This window comes from Terriglobales bacterium, from assembly GCA_035487355.1.
In the GTDB taxonomy this organism is placed as follows: Bacteria; Acidobacteriota; Terriglobia; order Terriglobales; family Acidobacteriaceae; genus QIAW01.
Map to the genome: position 1 here is coordinate 25,712 of DATHMF010000065.1, position 22,034 is coordinate 47,745.

Annotated in this window: 16 protein-coding genes and 1 tRNA gene; 15 read left to right on the forward strand and 2 right to left on the reverse strand. The window is 54.2% G+C overall.

What is annotated here, in order from left to right; genetic code table 11:
* Positions 1–78 precede the first annotated feature (78 nt).
* On the reverse strand, positions 79–1,206 hold the full coding sequence (locus tag VK738_12265; GenBank protein ID HTD23424.1) for an alpha/beta hydrolase-fold protein: 1,128 nt from the start codon (positions 1,204–1,206) through the stop codon (positions 79–81).
* Positions 1,207–1,249: 43 nt separating this feature from the next.
* Here VK738_12265 and nuoI point away from each other — a divergent pair, with 43 nt between their 5' ends.
* The 14 genes from nuoI (at position 1,250) to VK738_12335 (ending at position 20,480) form a co-directional block, all read left to right on the forward strand.
* A complete protein-coding gene (gene nuoI / locus VK738_12270) occupies positions 1,250–1,825 on the forward strand; it encodes an NADH-quinone oxidoreductase subunit NuoI (protein ID HTD23425.1) in 576 nt (191 codons plus the stop codon).
* Between the two features lie 129 nt (positions 1,826–1,954).
* Positions 1,955–5,431: a methionine synthase gene (metH, locus tag VK738_12275; GenBank protein ID HTD23426.1), complete on the forward strand. Its 3,477-nt coding sequence runs from the start codon at positions 1,955–1,957 to the stop codon at positions 5,429–5,431.
* A 298-nt stretch (positions 5,432–5,729) separates the two neighbouring features.
* Positions 5,730–6,257, forward strand: coding sequence for a hypothetical protein (locus tag VK738_12280; protein HTD23427.1), 528 nt, complete (start codon positions 5,730–5,732; stop codon positions 6,255–6,257).
* Between the two features lie 270 nt (positions 6,258–6,527).
* Complete coding sequence (locus VK738_12285; GenBank protein HTD23428.1) at positions 6,528–7,448, forward strand: trypsin-like peptidase domain-containing protein; 921 nt, start codon at positions 6,528–6,530, stop codon at positions 7,446–7,448.
* A gap of 25 nt (positions 7,449–7,473) precedes the next feature.
* The gene (locus VK738_12290; protein HTD23429.1) at positions 7,474–8,121 is read left to right on the forward strand and encodes a response regulator transcription factor; all 648 of its coding nucleotides are present in this window, start codon (positions 7,474–7,476) and stop codon (positions 8,119–8,121) included.
* Positions 8,122–8,141: 20 nt separating this feature from the next.
* A complete protein-coding gene (locus tag VK738_12295; protein ID HTD23430.1) occupies positions 8,142–9,587 on the forward strand; it encodes an aldehyde dehydrogenase family protein in 1,446 nt (481 codons plus the stop codon).
* Positions 9,588–9,747: 160 nt separating this feature from the next.
* Positions 9,748–10,308, forward strand: coding sequence for a BON domain-containing protein (locus VK738_12300; GenBank protein ID HTD23431.1), 561 nt, complete (start codon positions 9,748–9,750; stop codon positions 10,306–10,308).
* Positions 10,309–10,488: 180 nt separating this feature from the next.
* Positions 10,489–12,552: a transketolase gene (gene tkt / locus VK738_12305; GenBank protein HTD23432.1), complete on the forward strand. Its 2,064-nt coding sequence runs from the start codon at positions 10,489–10,491 to the stop codon at positions 12,550–12,552.
* Positions 12,553–12,606: 54 nt separating this feature from the next.
* On the forward strand, positions 12,607–15,483 hold the full coding sequence (locus tag VK738_12310; protein HTD23433.1) for a bifunctional transaldolase/phosoglucose isomerase: 2,877 nt from the start codon (positions 12,607–12,609) through the stop codon (positions 15,481–15,483).
* Positions 15,484–15,556: 73 nt separating this feature from the next.
* Positions 15,557–16,570, forward strand: coding sequence for a decarboxylating 6-phosphogluconate dehydrogenase (gnd, locus tag VK738_12315; protein HTD23434.1), 1,014 nt, complete (start codon positions 15,557–15,559; stop codon positions 16,568–16,570).
* On the forward strand, positions 16,567–17,346 hold the full coding sequence (locus tag VK738_12320; GenBank protein HTD23435.1) for an ROK family protein: 780 nt from the start codon (positions 16,567–16,569) through the stop codon (positions 17,344–17,346). The genes gnd and VK738_12320 overlap by 4 nt, the downstream gene beginning before the upstream one ends.
* Before the next feature lie 152 nt (positions 17,347–17,498).
* Positions 17,499–19,028 (forward strand): glucose-6-phosphate dehydrogenase, encoded by a 1,530-nt coding sequence (gene zwf, locus VK738_12325; protein ID HTD23436.1) that lies wholly within the window; start codon positions 17,499–17,501, stop codon positions 19,026–19,028.
* 17 nt (positions 19,029–19,045) lie between these two features.
* The gene (pgl, locus tag VK738_12330) at positions 19,046–19,801 is read left to right on the forward strand and encodes a 6-phosphogluconolactonase (protein ID HTD23437.1); all 756 of its coding nucleotides are present in this window, start codon (positions 19,046–19,048) and stop codon (positions 19,799–19,801) included.
* Positions 19,802–19,805: 4 nt separating this feature from the next.
* Positions 19,806–20,480, forward strand: coding sequence for an HAD family hydrolase (locus tag VK738_12335; GenBank protein ID HTD23438.1), 675 nt, complete (start codon positions 19,806–19,808; stop codon positions 20,478–20,480).
* Between the two features lie 8 nt (positions 20,481–20,488).
* On the opposite strand, the gene VK738_12340 is transcribed toward VK738_12335, so the two are convergent.
* Positions 20,489–20,578 (reverse strand) — tRNA-Ser (locus VK738_12340).
* Between the two features lie 380 nt (positions 20,579–20,958).
* Between VK738_12340 and aroF the strand changes: the two genes are divergently transcribed.
* Positions 20,959–21,966, forward strand: a complete 1,008-nt coding sequence (aroF, locus tag VK738_12345; protein ID HTD23439.1) for a 3-deoxy-7-phosphoheptulonate synthase — start codon at positions 20,959–20,961, stop codon at positions 21,964–21,966.
* Positions 21,967–22,034: the final 68 nt, after the last annotated feature.

Consider the following 22,034-nt stretch of genomic DNA (forward strand, 5'->3'; position numbering starts at 1 on the left):
ATCGCGCCGTACTTCACAAATCGAAAATCAGCCCATGCCTAATTTTCTAACATCTCTGTGCATTCGTGGTGAAACAGCCTAGCGGAACAACAAAGATGCGAAATCAGCCAGGTTACGCCGCCACAGCATCCAGACGTGCCCGCCCGGAGTTTCAATGGCGGTATGTTGCACGTCCTTGGATTTGAGCCATGCTCGCAGGCTGCGGTTGAGCGTGATCAGATGGTCATCGGTGCCACAGGCGATCCACAAAAGATGGAGCTGCTGGTTTGCTTTTGCGCCCTTTGCTTCTGAATCGAGGGAGGGAAAGTCCGCCGGAAAATCTTCGGGAATTCCGCCCGAGCTGAAGGCACCAACCCAGGAAAACTTGTCGAGGTTATTCAGGCCCGTCAGCAACGATTCCGAGCCACCCATGGAGAGTCCGGCGATGGCGCGCGCGTTGCGATCTTTCTGCACACGGTACTCGCTCTCAACTCTCGGCATGACCTCAGTGAGCAATGCCTCAGTAAACTTCTTAAAATTACGGTCCCTCAGCTCAATATTGCTCCACGTGTCCTCTCCGGGACGGACGAACTCCATAGTGCCGTAGCCCAATGGCATGACCAGGATCATCGGCCTGGCTTTGCCCTGCGCGATGAGATTGTCGAGAATTACGTTGGCCTTTCCCACCGCAGTCCATCCGCTGGCGTCGTCGCTGAACCCGTGCAGCAGGTAAAGAACCGGATAGGTTTGCTTGCCGGCCGGGTCATAACCCGGCGGAGTGTAAACGTAAAAATCACGGTAATCGCCTGCAACCGCGGACTTATAAAAAAGATGATGAATCTCTCCCTGCGGCGCACCGTTCAGCTCCCACGGCAGCGACCCTGAACCAGGAACGTGCACCATATTTTCTGTTGCGAGCAGATTCGGCTTCAGCAAAGGGTTCGACGGGTCGATAAGATGCACGCCGTCGGCAATAAACGAATAGCCGTAGTAATCGGGAGCGAGCGGGGCAGTGGTCACACTCCATACACCCTGCTCGTCTTTTTGCATAGCCACGGGCTGTGCGCCTTCTCGGGCCAATCGCACTTCCTGGGCAGCAGGGGCACGGAAGCGGAAGGTCACGCTGCTGTCGGCATGTACGTCGGGCGAAATCACTCGAGCCGGCGGTTTCACAGGAGTTGGGACCCGGTTGCCCTGCTGTGCCGCTGCAAGAGGTGCAAGCGCCAAAAAAATGAATCCATAAAATCGCAATGGAGATGAGTGAGATATCATGGTTTCCGCCTTCCACATTGAAATCCCGTTTGGTGAAAAATCCGGGAACCATTTATACTATTTCTTCATGGCAATCATCAAAGACATTGCCGGGATCGCCAAGGGGATGTCCATTACCTTCCGGGAGATGTTCAAGCCCACGGTGGTGGAAAACTACCCTGACGGCAAAGGCCCCCTGAGCGGCGCGGTCTTTCAGGAGCGCTTCCGCGGTGTGCACGTGCTGCAACGCGATGAGAACGGGCTGGAGAAGTGCGTGGCCTGCTTCCTGTGCGCGGCGGCCTGTCCTTCAAACTGCATTTATATTGAGGCAGCGGAAAATACCGCTGAAAACCGCATCAGCGGCGCCGAGCGTTACGCCAAGGTCTATAACATTGATTACAACCGCTGCATCTTTTGCGGATACTGCGTAGAGGCGTGCCCTACCGATGCCATTACCCACGGGCACGGCTTCGAAATTGCCACCTTTAATGCCACCAACCTGGTCTATCGCAAAGAGCAGATGCTGGCCCCCATGCCAGCACATCAAGGTGACAACGCAGTCTTCAATTCAGCCGAGCAGATAAGCACAAAATAAACAGGATTTCCTGTGTTTGCCAGCCGGCTGATAAGCCGGCTTTAATTTTTTAACCACAAATACGAGCAAGCCAGGAATGGGAAGTTTCCTGATTAGCCTCTATTTGTTAACTTAATACGAGTAACTTAAATGACCGATTTTCTCAAAACCGTACGCGAGCGCGTTGTGATTTACGACGGCGCAATGGGAACTTCTATCCAGAAGTACCAACTCAGTTTGGACGATTACTGGGGCAATGAAGGCTGCAGCGAAATCCTAGTGCTCAGCCGTCCTGATGTCATCAAAGAGATCCATGCCAGCTATCTGCAGGTGGGCGCCGATGTGATTGAAACTAATACTTTCGGCGGAACCCGCATTGTACTGGGCGAATACAACCTGCAAGCAGACGTAAGGAAGATCAACATTGCGGCAGTGCAATTGGCGCGCGAGGCGGCGCACGCTTTTTCCACGCCCACGCGGCCACGCTTTGTCGCTGGTTCGATTGGCCCGAGCACCAAACTGCCGTCTTTAGGACACATCAGTTACGACGATATGGCTGCTGCCTTTCTCGAGCAGGCAAGTGCGCTGATTGAAGGCGGCGTGGATGTACTGTTGGTCGAAACCTGTCAGGACATTCTACAAGCCAAGATCGCATTGGCCGCAGTTGCGGATGCCATGAAGGCGGCTGGCAAGCGTCTCCCTGTGACCGTGCAGGTCACGCTGCAAGAGAGCGGAGTCATGCTGCTGGGAACAGAGATCAGTGCTGCACTCACGGCGCTTGAGCCGTTTGATGTGGACGTGATTGGTTTAAACTGCGCCACCGGCCCGCACGAGATGAACGATGCAGTTCGCTATCTCGGCCACAACTCGACTAAACATGTTTCTGTGTTGCCGAATGCCGGGCTCCCCCACAACGAAGGCGGGCGAGCAGCGTACAAGCTTACTCCGGAAGAACTGGCTGACTATCACAAGCGCTTCATCGAAGAGTATGGCGTACGCATTGTGGGCGGATGTTGCGGCACTACGCCTGACCACATCCGGGCTGTAGTGGAAGCTTGCGCGAATTTGCAGCCCGCAGCTCGCGACGTGAAGCCGACTGCGGCGGCGTCGAGTGCTTATACTTCAATCCCGCTTGATCTTGATCCCAAGCCGCTCATCGTGGCTGAGGAGATGAACACTACCACGCGGGTCGAGCACTTCCGCAACCTGGTGCGCAGTGAAAATTACGACGAAATCCTGGCATTGGCCAAAAAGCTGGTCAACGAGGGCTCGCACATGCTCGATCTGTGCTGTGCCATCGTGGGCGAAGACGAAAAAGGATACATGTCGCACGTACTGGAAAAGATCGCCACACGCGTGCCAGCGCCGATCCTCGTGGATTCGACTGAAGCCGATGTAATTGAAGAAGGGCTGAAGCGCATTCCAGGCAAGGCGATTATCAACTCTATCAACCTGGAAGACGGCGAAAAGCGCACGTCGAAAGTTCTGCCCATGGCCAAGCGCTATGGGGCAGCGGTGATTGCCCTGACCATTGATGAGCAGGGCATGGCGCTGACGGCCGAGAAAAAAATTGCCGTCGCTAAGCGGATATATGATCTGGCGACGAACAAGTATGGCATTCATCCCAGCGATCTGATTTTCGATGCGCTGACCCTGCCGATTTCGACCGGACAGGAAGACTATCGCACGGCCGGCATCGAGACCTTGAATGCTGTGAAGGGCATTAAGCAGGAGCTGCCTGAGGTCAAGACGATCCTTGGGGTAAGCAACATCTCTTTTGGCTTGAGTGCTTATTCTCGCCGTGTCCTGAACAGCGTATTCATGCACAATGCTGTGGATTATGGCCTGGATATGGCCATTGTGAATTACAGCAAAATCTATCCGTTGTATAAGATTCCTGAAGTAGAAGTTGAACTGGCGCGCAAGCTGATCTTTCACGACACCAGCAATGGCGATCCGTTGCAGAAGTACATGGCACACTTTGCCGGAGTGCAGGGCAATACTGAAGCTGTTGAGGAAGATATCTCGCAGCTTACGGTGGAAGACCGTCTCAAACGCTGCATCATCAACGGTGAGAAGGCCCTGGGTGACGGAGCGAGCAGAATAGCGCTAGAGCAGATATTGGAAATGGCGCTGGAGAAATATTCTCCACTCGAGATCATCAACAACGTTCTGCTCGACGGCATGAAGACTGTGGGCGAGCTCTTTGGCGCCCGCAAGATGCAGTTACCGTCAGTGCTGGATTCCGCCTCAGTAATGAAGCAGGCGGTGGCCTACCTTGAGCCCAAGATGGAAAAAGTGGAAGGTGGTTCGCAGAAGGGAACTATTGTTCTGGCCACGGTGAAGGGCGATGTGCACGACATCGGCAAGAACCTGGTGGACATCATCCTGAGCAACAACGGATACCGCGTGGTGAACCTGGGCATCAAGCAGCCGGCGGATACTATCATCGCTGCCGCGCAACAACATAAGGCAGATGCCATTGGGCTGAGCGGGTTGCTGGTGAAGTCCACGCTGGAAATGAAATATGTGCTACAGGACCTGCACACCCAGAAGCTTGACTTCCCGGTCATCTGCGGCGGAGCTGCGCTCACACGCAAATATGTGGAAGATGACCTGCGCCGCGAATACAGCAATGGAGTTTTCTATGCCGATGATGCCTTTGGCGGACTGCACATCATGCAGGATCTTGTCTCCGCTAACGGAGCACGCGAAGCCCGTCTGACCGAGGGCAAGACCATCAAGAAGTTTGCCCGGGCTGTCGCTGCTTCGACGGATACCGCCGTCGAGGTTTCCACCACGCCATCAACCGTGGTGCAGCCACTCGCAGAATTGCCTAAGCCAAAATTTTATGGCGTGCACACGCGCAAAGATTTCGACCTGAAAGAAATCTTCCAATACGTCAACGAACTGGCATTGTTTAAAAACCAATGGCAGTTGAAGACCGCTTCGGCCTCCGACTATGGCCGGTTGGTGGAGGAGAAGTACCGGCCGATTTTCCTCAAACTTCAGGACGAAATCATTCGCGAAGGATGGTTTGAGCCCAAGGCGGTGTATGGTTACTTTGCCTGCCAGAGCGACGGCAACGATGTCATCCTCTACGAATCGCCGGAGGGCGAGCACGAGATCCAGCGCTTTACGTTCCCGCGCCAGCGTGAAGGACGCAAGTTGTGCATCGCTGACTTCTTTGCGTCGCGCGCTTCCGGCCGCAAAGATGTCATTGGTCTCTCCTGCGTGACCATCGGTGATCGCGCATCAGAGATCAACAAAAAGCTCTTTGAAGGCGGCGAGTTTACGCGCTATCTCTATCTCCACGGATTGAGCGTTGAAACCGCCGAAGCCCTCGCTGAGTATCTCCATAAGAAAATTCGAGAAGATCTCGGCATCGCGGGCGACGACGCGCCGCGCGTTAGCGACCTGTTCCACCAGAAATATCGCGGATCACGGTATTCGTTTGGATATCCCGCGTGTCCCAATCTGGAAGATCAGAGCAAGCTATTTGCGGTATTGCATCCTGAAGAGGCGATTAATGTGCGCCTCACTGATACCTGGCAGCTTGAGCCTGAGCAGTCAACTTCTGCCATTGTGGTGCATCATCCGCAGGCCAAGTACTTCATGATGAACTAGGGATTTCCACCCCGTAAGTGATTGTAAAGAAAAGTAAAGGTGGTATTACTTTGGTAACTGGCGTGTTAGCTAATTAGCCAATAGCATGAACTCTTGGTTTTGTGATATTTGATTGCAGCGGGGCTACTCTGAAATCAGCTAAGATGGCCCGTTGGGGGGGAAAGCTGTGCCACTTTTGGGAATCGTTTTCCGCAAGAGAAATCTTGCAAGATGCTGGACTATTGCGAGTGTGCTGGGAGTCGCAGCCATACTTTCTGGTTGCGGCACTCTCAGCAAAGAAGAAGCAAAGAGTATTCTTTTGGATTCTGATCAAGACCTTCAAAAAGGAATCTATGTGGACTTAGGGTACTTGAACGGACATTGCGGCCAGTCGCCAGCGTTACCTAAATATGCGGCGCTGGAAAAAGCGGGATTAATAAGTATCAGAGATACAGGTACCTCTACGGAGGTCCTTACTACGTCGAAGGGCGACCGGGTTTTCAAAGAGGTGGGCGCTCATGTGATGGATTCGGCCGACCTCAAATCATTGAACGGCCAGACACGCTGCAACTTTCACAGTTGGGTGGTTCCGATCGCAACCAAAGAAATGCTGGACCTCACCGTGACCCCGACTGAGAACAACGGCGCCGACGTGGTTTACAACTGGAAGTGGAGCCCGAATGCGATCGGCGATCATTTCAAGGTCGATAGCGATACGTATCGCTCCTTGAATAGGCATCAGCAAGAAACGCTAAGCGATGGAGATATTCCCCTAGATAACAGCTTTCCGCACGCTACCAAGAAGCACTTTTATCACGACGGCAACGGCTGGCACATGGGAAAGTAAACAGCAGGATTTTCGACTTCAGAAGTACGATTTACGATTTTGCTTTCTCCGCATCTCGGCCTCGTTGCCTGCTAGTACTCGGCTCAGTATTCAGAGCTGAGTGCTCATTTCTTTTTCATACTTCGAAAATCGTACCTCGTAAATCTTAAATCTCCCTACCCATTCGGGTGATGTGGTCTTTTCTATTTCACGGCATTCTTATTCCTAAGGGCGCAATGATCAAACCAAGTTTGGTGTTGCGCACCCTCAATTACATCAGGAGTTAAGAAAATGTCAGCAGTCGTTCATCAGCAATGGTCTACCGTATCTGTCGAATTGGCCGCATCCGCGGAAAAAGCCGGGAGTTCGGTGGTTTGTATTCACTCGCATCACCGGCATGCTTCGAGCGGCGTTGTGTGGCAGAAAGGCGCGATTGTCACAGCGCACCACGCATTAGGACGTGGAGAGTTCACGGTTACCGATTCCCAAGGGCGCTCATTCACAGCAGAGTTAGCAGGGCAAGACCCCACCACAGATTTGGCGGTCCTAAAAATTCCGGAAGTCGTGGAGATTCCACAAGCCAGTATCGGAGAGACGAAGGAACTAAAAGTTGGTCATTTGGTCCTTGCTTTGGGCCGGACCCGAAGAGGGAACCTGGTTGCCAGTTCGGGAATTATCTCCGGTTTAATGGGGCCGTGGCGCACATGGTGGGGTGGAGAAATTGACCAGTTCGTGCGTCCCGATCTGAATCTCTATGCTGGTTTCTCCGGAGGGCCATTGGTGGATTCCAACGAGCGAGTATTAGGAATTAACACGACGGGCTTGCGGCGCGGCGCGCCTCTCACCATTCCTTCCAGCACGGTCAGCCGCATTGCGCAGGAACTCGTGAACAAAGGACGTATTGCGCGGCCTTATCTTGGGTTGGCCATGCAGCCCGTACCTCTGCCGCAGGAGCTGAAGAACAAATTGAATCTTTCAAACAGCAACGGGGCTCTGATTATGCATGTGGAGCCTGACGGGCCGGCGGGGAAAGCCGGACTTTTGCTGGGAGACATCCTGACAGCGATGCGGAGCACTCCTATTGAGGATACTGATGACGTACAGATCCAGCTCGGAAAATCACATGTGGGGGAGTTACTCCCCATATCTGTCATACGTGGCGGTCAGCGACTCGAGGTCTCCCTTGAACTCGGCGAGCGGCCTGCGAAATAATTCGCTCCCGCAAAGTTCGCCTTCAATGCGAACCCGCACATTAGTCATTGCCGGTTCACCGGACAGGCGAACAAGGCTTGAGAAGTTGCTGCGCGGCACGCCTTCCATCGAAGTTGTTGGAGTGTTGCCGGGAGCAGCCGGCGCCAGTGCTTACATTGAGCACTGGCAGCCGGAGGCGGTCATCATTGATCTTGAACTCAATCCGAGAAATGCTGAGTCGCTGCTGGCTGCGATTGCCAGCAACTTTCCCGGTCTCGCTGTGATTGTGCTGGCTGAGAATCTCGAAGCGGCCCGCACGACACGAATGTTGCACTCCGGGGTGAGCTCGATCCTGGAACGCGACTCATCGCGAGAACAGATTGCGGCTGCCATTCAGGCCGTTACAGAAGAGCTGATTGTGCTGCAACCGCAAATTATGGATAGTCTGCTGGAAAAGAGCGCAGGCAGCGATGCCGCTGAAACAGAACCACTTCTTGAGGAACTCACACGACGAGAAGTGGAAGTTCTCGGCATGGTGGCGGCGGGATTGGCGAACCGTGAAATCGCCTCCCGTCTCGGGGTTTCCGAGCACACCATTAAGTTTCATATCAGTTCGATTTTGGGTAAGCTGGGAGCTTCAAGCCGCACGGAAGCCGTTACCTGCGGAATCAAGCGGGGGCTGATATTGTTATAAAAAATCGTGGGTAGATATCCATGCCAGACACCCTGACTGCGGTCAAGAACACCGGCTACCTTCTCGACGGGAAGTTTTGTACCGAAGGTCGCGCCGTCGAAATACGCTCTCCTTACAATCAAAAAGTTGTTGGCGTAGCCGTGTTTGCCGGCCCAAAGCAGGTTGAAGCGGCAATCGCAGCGGCAGTGCGTGGCTTTGAAGTTACGCGCAAGCTGCCTTCTTTTGAACGTCAGAAGGTATTGCGTGAAGTTGCCCAGCAGATCAGCGCTCGCCACGAAGAATTCGCCCGCAGTATTGCTCTGGAATCAGGAAAGCCAATCACAACTGCCCGCGCCGAGGTGGATCGTACAGTTTTCACCTTCACGATCGCTGCCGAGGAAGCCACACGCATTGGCGGTGAATTTCTGCCTCTCGATTTGCAAGAAGCCACCACCGGAAGATGGGGCATAGTCCGCCGTTTTCCTCTTGGTCCTATTGCAGCGATCACACCGTTTAATTTCCCTCTCAACCTGGTGGCGCATAAAGTCGCCCCCGCCATCGCCGCCGGATGCACTATGGTTTTGAAGCCGGCTCCACAGACACCGCTTACCGCGCTGCTGCTGGCCGAGGTGGTGCAAAACGCCGGATGGCCGGCGGGCGCGCTGAACGTGTTACCGCTGAGCAATGAAGATGCGGCACTCCTGGTGCACGACGACCGCTTGCAAATGCTGACTTTTACCGGCAGCTCTGCCGTAGGATGGCAACTCAAGGCACAGGCTGGGAAGAAGCGGGTAACTTTAGAGCTGGGCGGCAACGCCGGTGTGATTGTTCACTCTGATGCTGATCTGGAGCATGCCGCCGAACGCTGCGCTGCTGGGGGATTCTCCTACGCCGGCCAGAGTTGCATTGCGGTGCAGCGCATTTTTGTGCAGCAAAGCGTCTATGAAGAGTTTCTGGAAAAGTTTTTGGCGCATGTACGCAGCTTCAAAGTCGGCGATCCCATGGATGAAGCCACATTCATCGGGCCGCTGATCCGGGAGCAGGATGCAATCCGCGCGCAGCGATGGATCGAAGAAGCTGTTTCCGCAGGGGCCAAATTACTGTGCGGCGGCGGCCGCACAGGTTCTCTCATGGAAGCGACCGTGCTTACCCACACACGGCCTGAGATGCGGGTCAACTGCGAAGAGGTTTTTGCCCCGGTGAAGACGGTCGAACCCTACGGAGATTTCAGTGAGGCGCTGAACGCGATCAATGCCACGCCTTACGGTCTGCAGGCTGGCGTGTTCACGCGCGATGCGGTGCTTATCTTCCGTGCCTACGATGAGCTGCAGGTCGGGGGCGTGATCGTGGGAGATGTCCCAACCTTTCGTATTGACCATATGCCTTATGGAGGCGTAAAAGACTCGGGGCTAGGGCGAGAAGGGTTGCGCTACGCTATTGAAGAAATGAGCGAACGCAAGCTGCTGGTCATGAATCTAAAAGAGTAGAATCGTAAGGTTAGAAGGTCCCCACTATTCCGTACTGTCAAATAATGTCTTGAACAATTAAGCGCAGAATCAGGGATGTACTGAAGTTAACACTGAAGAATTCCACCAACAGCAGTCACGCTAACAGCCAAATGCACTGGCTAGAAATGGAGATATGACTATGAAAATTAGGTTTCTCCTGGTTGTATTGGTGTTGTTCATCTCGGCGGTTTCCACTGCGGCATCGGCGCAGACCCATCCCATCACACCCAAAGCTGTTCAGAATATTGAAAAGCAGGTGCGGCATCAGCTTTTGATGTTGCCCTACTTTACCGTCTTTGACAATCTCGCATATAAAGTCAATGGATATGATGTGACCTTGTTGGGGCAGGTAACCCGGCCAACCTTGCGTGATGATGCCGAAAGCGTAGTGAAGCGCATTGAAGGCGTTGGGAAGGTAGATAATCAGATCGAAGTTCTTCCGGTTTCTATCAACGATGACAATCTGCGCCGGGCCCTCTATTACGCGATCTACGACTATGCTCCTTTGCAGCGCTATGCCCTGTCACCACAAAAACCCATCCGGATTATCGTTAAGAATGGGCACGTTAACCTGGAAGGAGTGGTTGACAGTGAAATGGATAAAACCCTGGCGGGCGTGCGTGCAAACGGAGTGCCCGGGGTCTTTTCGGTCACCAACAATCTGCTGGCGCCTCCCAAAAAGGCGAAAAAGAAGAGTTGATGACTGAAAGCTGAACGGAACAAAAAATTGATTGCAAATGCCGAAACATTTCGGCTGGTCGAGCATCGCATGGGTTAGAGGCAGAATTTTCAGGTGCTTCGGCCCCTAACATTAATTTAATGTGTCCACGTGTAGTATTGAGCAGGGCTTTTTTGCAGGCTGTACCCCCAGGAGAGAGCTTTGGCCGATCAAAACCTTGACCAGTTAAGCATCAACACCATCCGCACGCTTTCCATGGATGCCGTGCAACAAGCCAATTCCGGACATCCCGGAACTCCGCTGGCCATGGCGCCCGTGGCCTATACCTTGTGGCAGCGCTTCTTGCGTTTTGATCCCGAAGACCCCATCTGGGCCAATCGCGACCGCTTTGTGCTTTCTATTGGCCACGCCTCCATGTTGCTTTATTCGTTGCTGCACTTGACCGGCGTGAAGGCAGTCAATCCGCAATATGAGACGCTGGGTGAGCTCTCGGTAACACTGGATTCAATCAAGCGCTTCCGTCAGCTCGACAGCAAATGCCCGGGACATCCCGAGTACCGCTGGACCTCCGGTGTTGAGACCACAACCGGTCCTCTGGGCCAGGGGGTTGCCACCAGTGTGGGCATGGCCATTGCCTCAAAATGGATGGCCCACTATTTCAACCGCCCCAACTTCACCATGTTCGATTACAACGTCTATGCCATGTGCGGGGATGGCGACATGATGGAAGGCATCAGCAGCGAAGCCGCTTCGCTGGCTGGCCATCTCAAGCTCTCTAACCTTTGTTGGATCTACGACAACAACAAGATCACCATCGAGGGCCACACCGAGTTGGCCTTCAGTGATGACGTAGCTACGCGCTTCATGGCTTACGGATGGAATGTGACCCGCGTGGGCGATGCCAATGATCTGGATATGCTGGAGCGCGCCCTCAAGGTTTTCCAGAACACAAATGACCGCCCGACTTTAATTATTGTGGATAGCCATATCGCCTACGGCGCGCCTAATAAACAGGACACCTCCGCCGCCCATGGCGAACCACTGGGAGAAGAAGAGATCAGGCTGACCAAGCGTAACTACGGCTGGCCGGAAGATGCCAAGTTCCTGGTGCCCGATGGCGTGCGCGAACACTTTGCACAGGGAATTGGCGCCCGCGGACATGCCGCCAGCGAAGCATGGATGAAGAAATTCGAAGATTACAAGAAGCAATATCCTGAACTGGCCGATCATCTTTATAAGATGCAGCACCGCGAATTGCCCGCAGGATGGGACAAAGGTTTGCCCGCATTTCCCCCAGACGCCAAAGGCGTTGCTGGACGCGACTCTTCAGCTAAAGTCCTCAACATTGTCGCCCAGAATGTGCCCTGGTTGATTGGAGGGTCGGCCGATTTGGCCCCTTCCACCAAAACGCGGCTGACCTTCGATGGCGCGGGAGATTTTTCTGCCACCAACTACGGCGGCCGCAATTTTCATTTTGGTATCCGGGAACATGCGATGTCGGCCATTCTTAATGGCATGTCGCTTTCCAAAATTCGGCCTTACGGTTCGGGTTTTCTTATTTTCAGCGACTATGCCCGAGGCGCAATTCGCCTGAGCGCGATTATGGAGATCCCGGTTATTTTCATCTTTACCCATGACTCCATTGGCGTGGGTGAGGACGGGCCGACGCACCAGCCGATTGAACAGCTACCTTCCTTACGCTCAGTTCCGGGATTGATCATACTGCGCCCCGGAGATGCCAATGAGACCGCTGAAGCCTGGCGTGTGATTATGCAGTTGCGCCATGAGCCGGTAGCCCTCATCTTGTCGCGGCAGGCGCTTCCTACGTTGGACCGCACAAAGTACGCATCGGCCGCAGGAGTAGCCAAAGGCGGTTATATTCTCGCCGATGCCGCCGATGGCAAACCTGACGTCCTGCTGATGGCCAGTGGGAGTGAGGTTTCACTCTGTGTTGACGCTTATGAGCAGCTTAAGAAAGAAGGCATCAAGGCGCGCGTAATCAGCCTGCCGTCGTGGGAAATCTTCGAGCAGCAGAGTGAAGAGTACCGCAAGAGCGTCATGCCACCAAGCGTTACGGCAAGAGTTTCGGTGGAGCAGGCCTCAACCTTTGGATGGGAGCGTTTCACGGGAGCTGATGGTGTGCGCTTGGGCATGAAGACCTTTGGCGCCTCGGCTCCGCTCAAAGAGTTGCTGAAAAAATTTGGCTTTACCGTTGACAACGTCGTTGCCGCTGCCAAACAACAGTTGGGTGTAGTCAGGCAGTAGCGTGTTAAAAATAAGAAAACAACTCGGGGCAACCCCCGTGAAAAGAGTAGTGTTATGAACGTCACAAACGTCGCAACCACAAACCCTCTATTGGAATTGCAGCAATATGGACAATCCATCTGGCTGGATTACATCCGGCGCAGCCTGATCACCAGCGGAGAGCTGAAGCGGCTCATCAATGAAGATGGATTGCGTGGCGTCACCTCGAATCCTTCTATCTTTGAAAAAGCCATCACCGGCAGCACCGACTACAAAGACCTGCTGGATTCTCCCGAAGCCCAGAAGCTTGATGCCAAATCGCTCTATGAGCGCCTGGCAGTCGGCGACATTCAAGCGGCGGCTGACATATTGCGGCCGGTTTACGAGCAAACGAAAAAACGCGATGGTTATGTCAGTCTGGAGGTTTCTCCTACACTGGCGCATAACACGATGGGGACTTTGCAGGAAGCCCGCCGCCTGTGGAAGACGGTGGCGCGCGACAATGTGATGATCAAAGTTCCGGCCACACCGGAAGGAATTCCGGCCATTCGCGAGCTTATCAGCGAAGGCATCAACGTCAATGTCACGCTCCTGTTTTCACAGGATGCATATGAGAAAGTAGCCAACGCATACATCGCCGGCCTGGAAGAACTTGCCCAAGAGGGAGGCGACCTGAGCAAGGTTGCGAGCGTTGCCAGCTTCTTTATCAGCAGGATTGATTCGGCGATAGATAATCTCATCAAAACACGTCTTGCCGAATCCAAAGATGCAAACCAGCAAGCGCTTCTCAAGAGTCTTGGCGGCAAAGTTGCCATCGCCAATGCCAAGCTGACCTACCAACGTTACAAAGAAATTTTCAACGGCCCGGCATGGCAGGCGCTGGCTTCTCACGGGGCGCAGACGCAGCGCGTATTGTGGGCCAGTACCAGCAGCAAGAATCCAAATTATCGCGATGTGATTTACGTGGAAGAGCTTATCGGTACCGATACTGTGGATACGGTTCCCCCGGCCACGCTCGATGCCTTCCGCGACCATGGGCGTCCGCGCCTGAGCCTTACCGAAGATCTGCCAGGCGCGAAAAATACAATGGACACCCTGGATCGAGTTGGCATCTCCATGAAAGAGGTCACCGACAAGCTTCTGGTGGAAGGGGTCCAGCTCTTTGCCGATGCCTTCGACAAATTGCTCAAGGCGGTTGACCGCAAAGAACAGAATCTCGAAGCCGCCAAGACAAATCGCCAGAGCTACAAACTGCCGCCGGAACTCGACGCCGCGGTGAAGGCCTCACTGGAAGATTGGAAGAAGAACGACAAAGTTCGCAGGCTGTGGGCACGCGACGCATCTTTGTGGACGGGCACCGATGAGAGCAATTGGTTGGGATGGCTGAGCATCACCGACGATCAGCTCGCCCACATTCAGCACCTGAAAGACATTGCGGCAGAGGTGAAGACCGCCGGCTTCACGCACGTGCTGCTGCTGGGCATGGGCGGATCGAGCCTTTGCCCTGAGGTCATGAAGCTGACCTTCGGCAAGATTGCTGGTTTTCCTGAACTGCACGTTCTTGATTCCACCGACCCGGCGCAGATCAAAGCGCGTGAAAGTGAAGTAGACCTGGGCAAGACACTTTTCATTGTCTCCAGCAAATCTGGGACGACGCTCGAACCCAATATTTATAAGCAGTATTTCTTCGAGCGCGTGAAGCAGGTTGTGGGTGAAAAAGAAGCGGGGAAGCGGTTCATTGCTATTACCGATCCGGGCTCGAAGATGCAGAAAGTTGCCGAGAGCGACGGCTTTCGTCACATCTTCTTCGGCGTCCCCAGCATTGGCGGGCGCTATTCTGCGCTCTCTGATTTCGGCATGGTCCCTGCCGCCGTTATGGGCGTGGATATCCCCAAGTTGCTGGATCGCGCTGAAGGGATGGTGCACGCTTGCGCTGCCACGGTTCCTACGGAAGAAAATCCTGGAGCCGTACTCGGCAATATTCTGGGTGTGCTGGCCAATCGTGGGCGCGACAAGGTAACCCTCATCACCTCGCCTGGCATCTACGACCTGGGTGCATGGCTGGAACAGTTGCTGGCTGAATCCACGGGCAAAGAAGGCAAAGGATTGATCCCTGTGGATCGAGAGGCGCCCGCGTCGCCTGATCTTTACGGCAAAGATCGCGTCTTTGTTTATCTGCGATTGGAAAAAGCACCTGATGCCAAGCAGGATGCCGCCGTAGATGCTTTGGAACGCGCTGGACAGCCGGTAGTGCGCATTGCCCTGGATGACGTTTACGAACTGGGCGGTGAATTTTTCCGCTGGGAATTTGCTACGGCAGTGGCGGGCTCCATCATCGGCATCAATGCCTTCAATCAGCCCGACGTGGAAGCCAGCAAGATCGCAACCCGCAAGCTCACGACAGAGTACGAAGAAAAGGGTTCACTTCCACCGGAATCACCGCTTCTTGAAGAAGCAGGCATCAAGCTCTTCACCGATGAAAAAAATGCTGACGCGCTCAAGAAGGCGGTTGGCGCGAATGCATCTCTTGCCGGCTACCTGAAAGCGCATCTTGACCGCATCAAGGCTGGCGATTACTTCGCTGTGCTGGGTTATATAGAAATGAATGAGGCGCATGAGCAGCAGTTACAGGCGCTGCGCCATGCTGTTCGTGACGGCAAGCGCGTAGCAACCTGCCTTGGCTTCGGCCCGCGCTTTCTACACTCCACCGGCCAGGCGTACAAGGGCGGACCCAACAGCGGAGTAGTTCTGCAGATTACCTGTGACGATGCTGCTGACCTTCCCGTGCCCGGACAAAAATACACTTTTGGTATTGTCAAAGCGGCGCAGGCCCGTGGAGACTTTCAGGTGCTGGCAGAACGCAATCGCCGTGCACTGCGTGTGCATCTGAGCAAAAACGTGGCGGCGGACCTGACAAAATTGCAGTCCATCATCAAGCAAACGTTAGGATAAAAGTAGAGAAGATTCGTCGGGCTTTAGCCACGAGGTGAAGTCCACGCTTAAATTTGTTCTGAAAGGAATATGCATGCAACTGGGAATGATCGGCCTGGGAAGAATGGGCGCTAACATGGTGCGCCGCTTGATGCGCGGCGGACATCAATGCGTTGTCTTTGATCGAAGCCAGGATGCGGTGAAGGGGCTCGCTGGTGAAGGAGCAACCGGAGCTTCCGCGCTCGATGATTTTGTCGCCAAGTTAAAAGCACCTCGCGCGATCTGGCTCATGGTGCCGGCCGCAGTAGTGGATAATACACTGCACGATCTCGCCTCGCGCCTGCAGAAAGACGATGTCATCATTGATGGCGGCAACTCCTACTACATTGACGACATCCGGCGCGCCCACGAACTTTCCGCCAAAGGCATTCATTACGTGGACGTAGGCACCAGCGGCGGCGTCTGGGGCCTGGAGCGCGGATACTGCCAGATGATCGGCGGTGAAACCGAAGTCGTCAAGCGTCTCGATCCTATCTTTAAGACTCTCGCCCCTGGAATCGGCAATATCCCCCGCACTTCCGAAAGAGAGAAAGCATCTGGCACCGCGGAAGAAGGATACCTGCATTGCGGGCCTCACGGTGCAGGGCACTTCGTGAAGATGGTCCACAACGGCATCGAATATGGCCTCATGGCCGCCTACGCCGAAGGGCTGAACATCTTGCGGCATGCCAACGTGGGCAAGCAGACGCACGAAGTTGATGCTGAGACCACGCCGTTGCGTAATCCCGAGCACTATCAGTATGATTTCAATCTCCCCGATATTGCCGAAGTATGGCGCCGCGGAAGTGTGGTTGCATCGTGGCTGCTTGATCTCACAGCCAGCGCGTTGTTCAAGCAGCCGGACCTGAAGAATTTTTCTGGCCGCGTCTCTGATTCGGGTGAAGGCCGATGGACCATTACCGCTGCCATTGACGAAGGTTGTCCGGCGCCGGTACTCAGCGAGGCTTTGTATCAGCGCTTTACCTCGCGCGGTGAAGGCGACTTTGCGCAAAAAATACTCTCGGCTTTGCGCTTCGAGTTCGGCGGTCACGTGGAAAAGAGTTCATGAATACCGAGCCGGAAAATACCAATTCAGGACCTATCAATTCCGGGACGGCTGATTCGGAACTCACCGGCCCGGAACCTGCCGCACGCACTCATTCCGAAAAAAAGCATCGCAAGATTCTGGTTGTTGATGTGGGCGGGACGCATGTGAAAGTTCTGGCCAGTGGAGAAAAAGAGCCGCGCAAGATTGATTCCGGCCCCACCATGACGGCGGCCAGGATGGTGCAGCAGGTAAAGCGCCTGGTCAAAGACTGGAAATATGACGCCGTTACCATTGGCTATCCGGGGCCGGTGGTCCATGGTAAGCCGTTGCGTGAGCCCCACAATCTTGGCCCAGGCTGGGTGAAGTTTGATTATCGCAAGGCATTTGGGCGTCCGGTCAAAATCATCAACGATGCCGCCATGCAGGCGCTGGGAAGTTATAAGAAGGGCCGGGTCTTATTTTTGGGGTTGGGAACCGGACTAGGTTCCGCCATGGTCGTGGATGGCTTTCTGCAGCCCATGGAGTTGGCCCACCTGCCATACAAAAAAAGCACCTACGAAGATTACGTTGGCATACGCGGCCTGGAGCGCCTGGGAAAGAAAAAATGGCGGCGTGAGGTGGCCAATGTCGTTAACCTGCTGCGAGACGCGCTCGAGGCCAATCAAGTCATACTGGGCGGCGGCAATGCCTGCAAAATGAAAGAACTTCCTCCGAATACCAGATTGGGAAGCAATGACAATGCTTTCTTGGGAGGGTTTCGCGTGTGGGAAGACAAGGGAATCACGTTAAGTACGTAGAGCAGATGCTTTTTTAGAACCATATTCCGGCTGGTACAGCGACAACAAGGAAAGGGGTGAGCGCGAAGTGAGCGCCGAACAGCGCGAGCGTAGCGCGAGGGCGAAGCAGCGAAACGAAGTGTAGCGTTGCGGAGCCCTTAAAATGAAGACGGATGAGCGAAAATGATAAGCACTCAGGGCGCCCCAGCGACCCTTGCGTAATGGTGATTTTTGGTGCTGGTGGTGATCTTACCAAGCGCAAGCTGATTCCCGCCCTGTGCAATCTGGCCAGCGGAAATCTGTTGTCGCAGCAGTTTGCTATTGTCGGTTTTGGCTACAACGATTTCACTACCGAATCGTTTCGTCAAAGGCTGACTGAAGACATCAAGAGTTTTGCCACCAGTCCGGTTGATCCGAAGGTTTGGGCGTGGTTCCAAGAGCGCATCTATTACGCCCGGGGCGATTTTTCCGATGTTAAGGCCTATGAGGCTTTGAAGAACCAATTGAAGGAGATTGATACAAAACACAAAACCCAAGGCAATCTTTTTTACTATCTTGCGGTCGCCCCTCGATTCTTCGGTGAAATCGTAAAGCAACTCGGAGCTGCGGGCATGACCGAGGAGCAAAACGGCCAATGGCGGCGCGTGATTATAGAAAAACCATTCGGTCACGATCTGGAGTCAGCACGCTCGCTGAATACTGAGATCAAGAAAGTCTTGGAAGAGCGTCAAATTTACCGCATTGATCACTATCTCGGCAAAGAGACCGTACAAAACCTGATGATGTTCCGTTTCAGCAACAGCATCTTTGAACCTATCTGGAACCGGCATTTTATTGACCACATCCAGATCACAGCCTCTGAAACCGTCGGAGTAGAGCAGCGCGGTAGTTATTACGAAACCGCCGGCGCCTTGCGCGACATGGTTCCCAACCATCTCTTCCAACTTGTTTCGCTCACCGCCATGGAGCCGCCCATTTCTTTTGAAGCCGATTCGGTGCGCGATGAGCAAGCCAAGGTCCTTCATGCGCTTCAACCATTCAGTCCAGAGGAGGTTTTGAGTAAGACCGTGCGCGGCCAATATGGCGAAGGAATAGTGGCTGGCCTGCACGTTCCCGCCTATCGCGCCGAGGCAGACGTCTCACCGCAATCCAACACTGAAACTTATGTCGCGCTTAAGCTGCAGATTGATAACTGGCGTTGGGCGAATGTGCCGTTTTATCTGCGCACCGGGAAAGCCCTGGCAGCACGGGCGACGGAAATTGCCATTCGCTTCCATCGTGCACCTTTCATCCTGTTCCGCAACACTCCCGTCGAGAGCCTGCAGAGAAATGAGTTGGTAATCCATATCGCGCCCGATGAAGGCATCTCCTTGCAGTTTGGCGCCAAGGTCCCTGGACCGGTCATGGAGCAGGGGACCGTCAAGATGAATTTCAATTATGTGGATTACTTCGGCAGCAAGCCCAGCACCGGCTACGAACGTCTGCTCTACGACTGCATGATCGGGGACGCCACGCTGTTTCAACGTGCTGATATGGTCGAGGCCGGCTGGGCGGTCATTACGCCGGTCTTGGACGTATGGAAGGCCCTGCCTCCGCGCTCTTTCCCTAACTACCCGGCAGGTTCGTGGGGACCAAAGGAAGCCGACGACTTGCTGGCACATGATGGCCGCACCTGGCGTGCCATTGATAAAGAACATCACTGACTAGAGCGTTCAAATCAATGAAACCTGAAATTACAGTTGCAGCCGATCGCCAGGAAGTATGCCGCATTGCTGCCGCTGAGCTTCTCGCTCAAGCCAAGCAAGCTGTGCTGGCCCATGGGCGGTGCGCAATCGCCCTTTCCGGCGGGTCCACTCCCAAGGATTTATACACATTGTTAGCCAGCGACCAGAAGTTGCGCGAAGGAATCCCCTGGAGCAAGACCCATTTTTTCTGGGGCGATGAGCGCCACGTTCCGCCCGATCATCAAGAAAGTAATTACCGTATGGCGAATGAGGCAATGTTGTCGAAAGTGCCTGTACCGCAAGCCAATGTGCATCGTATTAAGAGTGAGAATCCTGATGCCACCATCGCTGCCGATGATTACGAACGCGAGCTGCGCGGTTTTTTTAAAATTCAGGCGGGAGAATTTCCCCGCTTTGATATCGTTTTGCTGGGGCTTGGCCCCGAAGCCCACACAGCCTCGCTTTTTCCGGGGACAAAGGCGCTCCACGAGCAACAACGGCTGGTGGTGTCGAATTGGGTGGGCAAGTTTTATACCGACCGCATCACCATGACGGCTCCGGTCTTTAATCATGCCGATGAAGTGATCTTTCTCGTATGCGGCGACGATAAGGCCGTGCCGGTGAAGGCGGTCCTTGAAGGGAAGTACGAACCGGAGCAACTGCCAGCACAATTGATTCGTCCCGAAAAGGGAAGGCTCTTATGGCTGCTGGACCATGCCGCTGCGAAGTTCCTGGGCAAAGATGTGAGCTGAAAATATGGCTGCAAATAATACCATTGTTTTTCTCTTCGACGTGGATAACACGCTGCTCGACAATGACCGCGTCACCGCCGATTTGAAGCGTCATCTGGAGTGCCATGTCGGGCTTGAGCGGCAGCGGCGCTACTGGGAAATTTTTGAGCAGTTGCGCAGTGAGATCGGCTACGCCGATTACCTGGGGGCGCTGCAACGCTATCGCATCGAACACCCGCGAGATCCGGGATTGCTGACGGTCTCACATTTCATGCTGCATTATCCGTTTGCTACCCGCCTTTATCCGGATTCACTTGACGCGGTGGAGCACGTTAAGCAGTGGGGAAAAGCCGTTGTTCTGTCCGATGGAGATGTTGTTTTTCAACCTCACAAGGTAGAAGGCTCAGGAATTTCTGAAGCTGTGGATGGAAATGTCCTTATTTACATCCACAAAGAGCAGGAATTGGACGATGTTGAATGCCGCTTTCCCGCCGATCACTACGTACTCATAGATGACAAGCTGCGTATTCTGACCGCGGTCAAGAAAATCTGGGGACCGAAAGTTACGACAGTTTTTCCCAAACAGGGACATTATGCCCATGACCCACAAGTGCTGGCCACTCTTCCGCCGGCAGATATCAGCATTGATCGCATCGGGGACCTGCTGAAGTACGATTTGAAAAGCTTGAAATTATCGTGAGGAAATTCTGGCGGAGAGGGAGGGATTTGAACCCCCGATACCCTTCCGGGTATGTCCGCTTTCGAGGCGGATCGTTTCAACCACTCACGCACCTCTCCGCGTCAAAAATGGTGGTCTCGGTTGAGATCTAACTGCCTTTACATTTTAGCAGGGTCGCTTGATCACACATAGACAGCTCACGAGTTGACAGCGCCAGGCAATTTATCAATAATGGTCGGGTATTCTTATTATGCACACATGGCGATTTAGCTACGCTTTTACGTACCGCTACTACTATGCGAGTAGCGGCGTGGGGCAAGGCGTGTGTGCGTGAAGTAAAGACGCAATACTAAAGTAAAAGCCGAGTTCAAAACCCACAGCCGCGACTCTAACAGAGTCGCGGTTTTTGTTTGGGCCGTAAATTTGGCGGGGTGGTATTGAGGTTCAAGATTTGAAAGATCCATCACTATAAAACAAATATCAAGGAGCGCGAGGTTCAATGATTATCAACATGCGAGAACGAGCTACGGAAGAGGAGATACAACACATTATTGATCGGGTGAAGGAGGCTGGCTTCCAGGCCCACGTCACCCGCGGGGCGGAGCGAACCATCGTCGCCGCCGTGGGCAGCGGAGGGCGACGCCACGAACTAGAGGCGCTCGCGGCAGCGGTTGGCGTAGAGGAAGTTGTTCCTATCGCGCAGCCATTCAAACTGGTGAGCCGTCAGGTAAAACCAGAACGCACAGTGGTGGATGTAAGCGGCGTGCGCATCGGCGACGGCAGTTTTGTGGTAATCGCAGGGCCGTGTTCCGTCGAGTCACAGGAGCAGTTGTTCTCTACAGCGCAGGCCGTGAAGGCTGCTGGGGCCAAGATGCTGCGCGGAGGCGCTTATAAACCTCGCACGTCACCTTACGAATTCCAGGGCCTGGGCGTTGAAGCGCTAAAGTTGCTGCGCCAGGTCCGCGAAAAATTTGGCCTGCCCGTGGTCACCGAGGTCATGGGTACAGAAGATGTAGAAGTGATCTGCGAGCACGCCGATATGCTGCAAGTCGGCGCGCGCAACATGCAGAATTTCAACCTGCTGCGGCGACTGGCCAAGGTTGATAAACCGGTGCTTTTGAAACGCGGTCCTTCAGCCAGCGTCAAAGAGTGGCTGCTGGCGGCTGAATACTTGCTGGCGGGTGGAAATCACAATGTTGTGCTCTGTGAGCGCGGCATCAAGACCTTCGAGACCGAGACCCGCAACACGTTGGATCTGGCATCGGTCGCACTGGCGCGTGAGCTCTCGCATCTGCCGGTGGTCGCCGATCCATCGCACGGAACCGGAAGACGCAGCCTGATCCCGCCCATGTCACGCGCCGCGGCAGCATTGGGCGCTGATGGACTCATCGTTGAGGTGCATCCCTGTCCGGAGCGCGCACTCTCTGATGGGGCGCAGTCCCTGGATTTTGCCGGCTTCGAGAATCTCATGCGCGGCCTGTCTCAACCCCTCCGCGCTGAATGCTGAGAAAGCCAAGCACCACACTTCCTCGCGCATAGGAGATCGCTGGGTAGAGACGTAGCTTGCTACGTCTC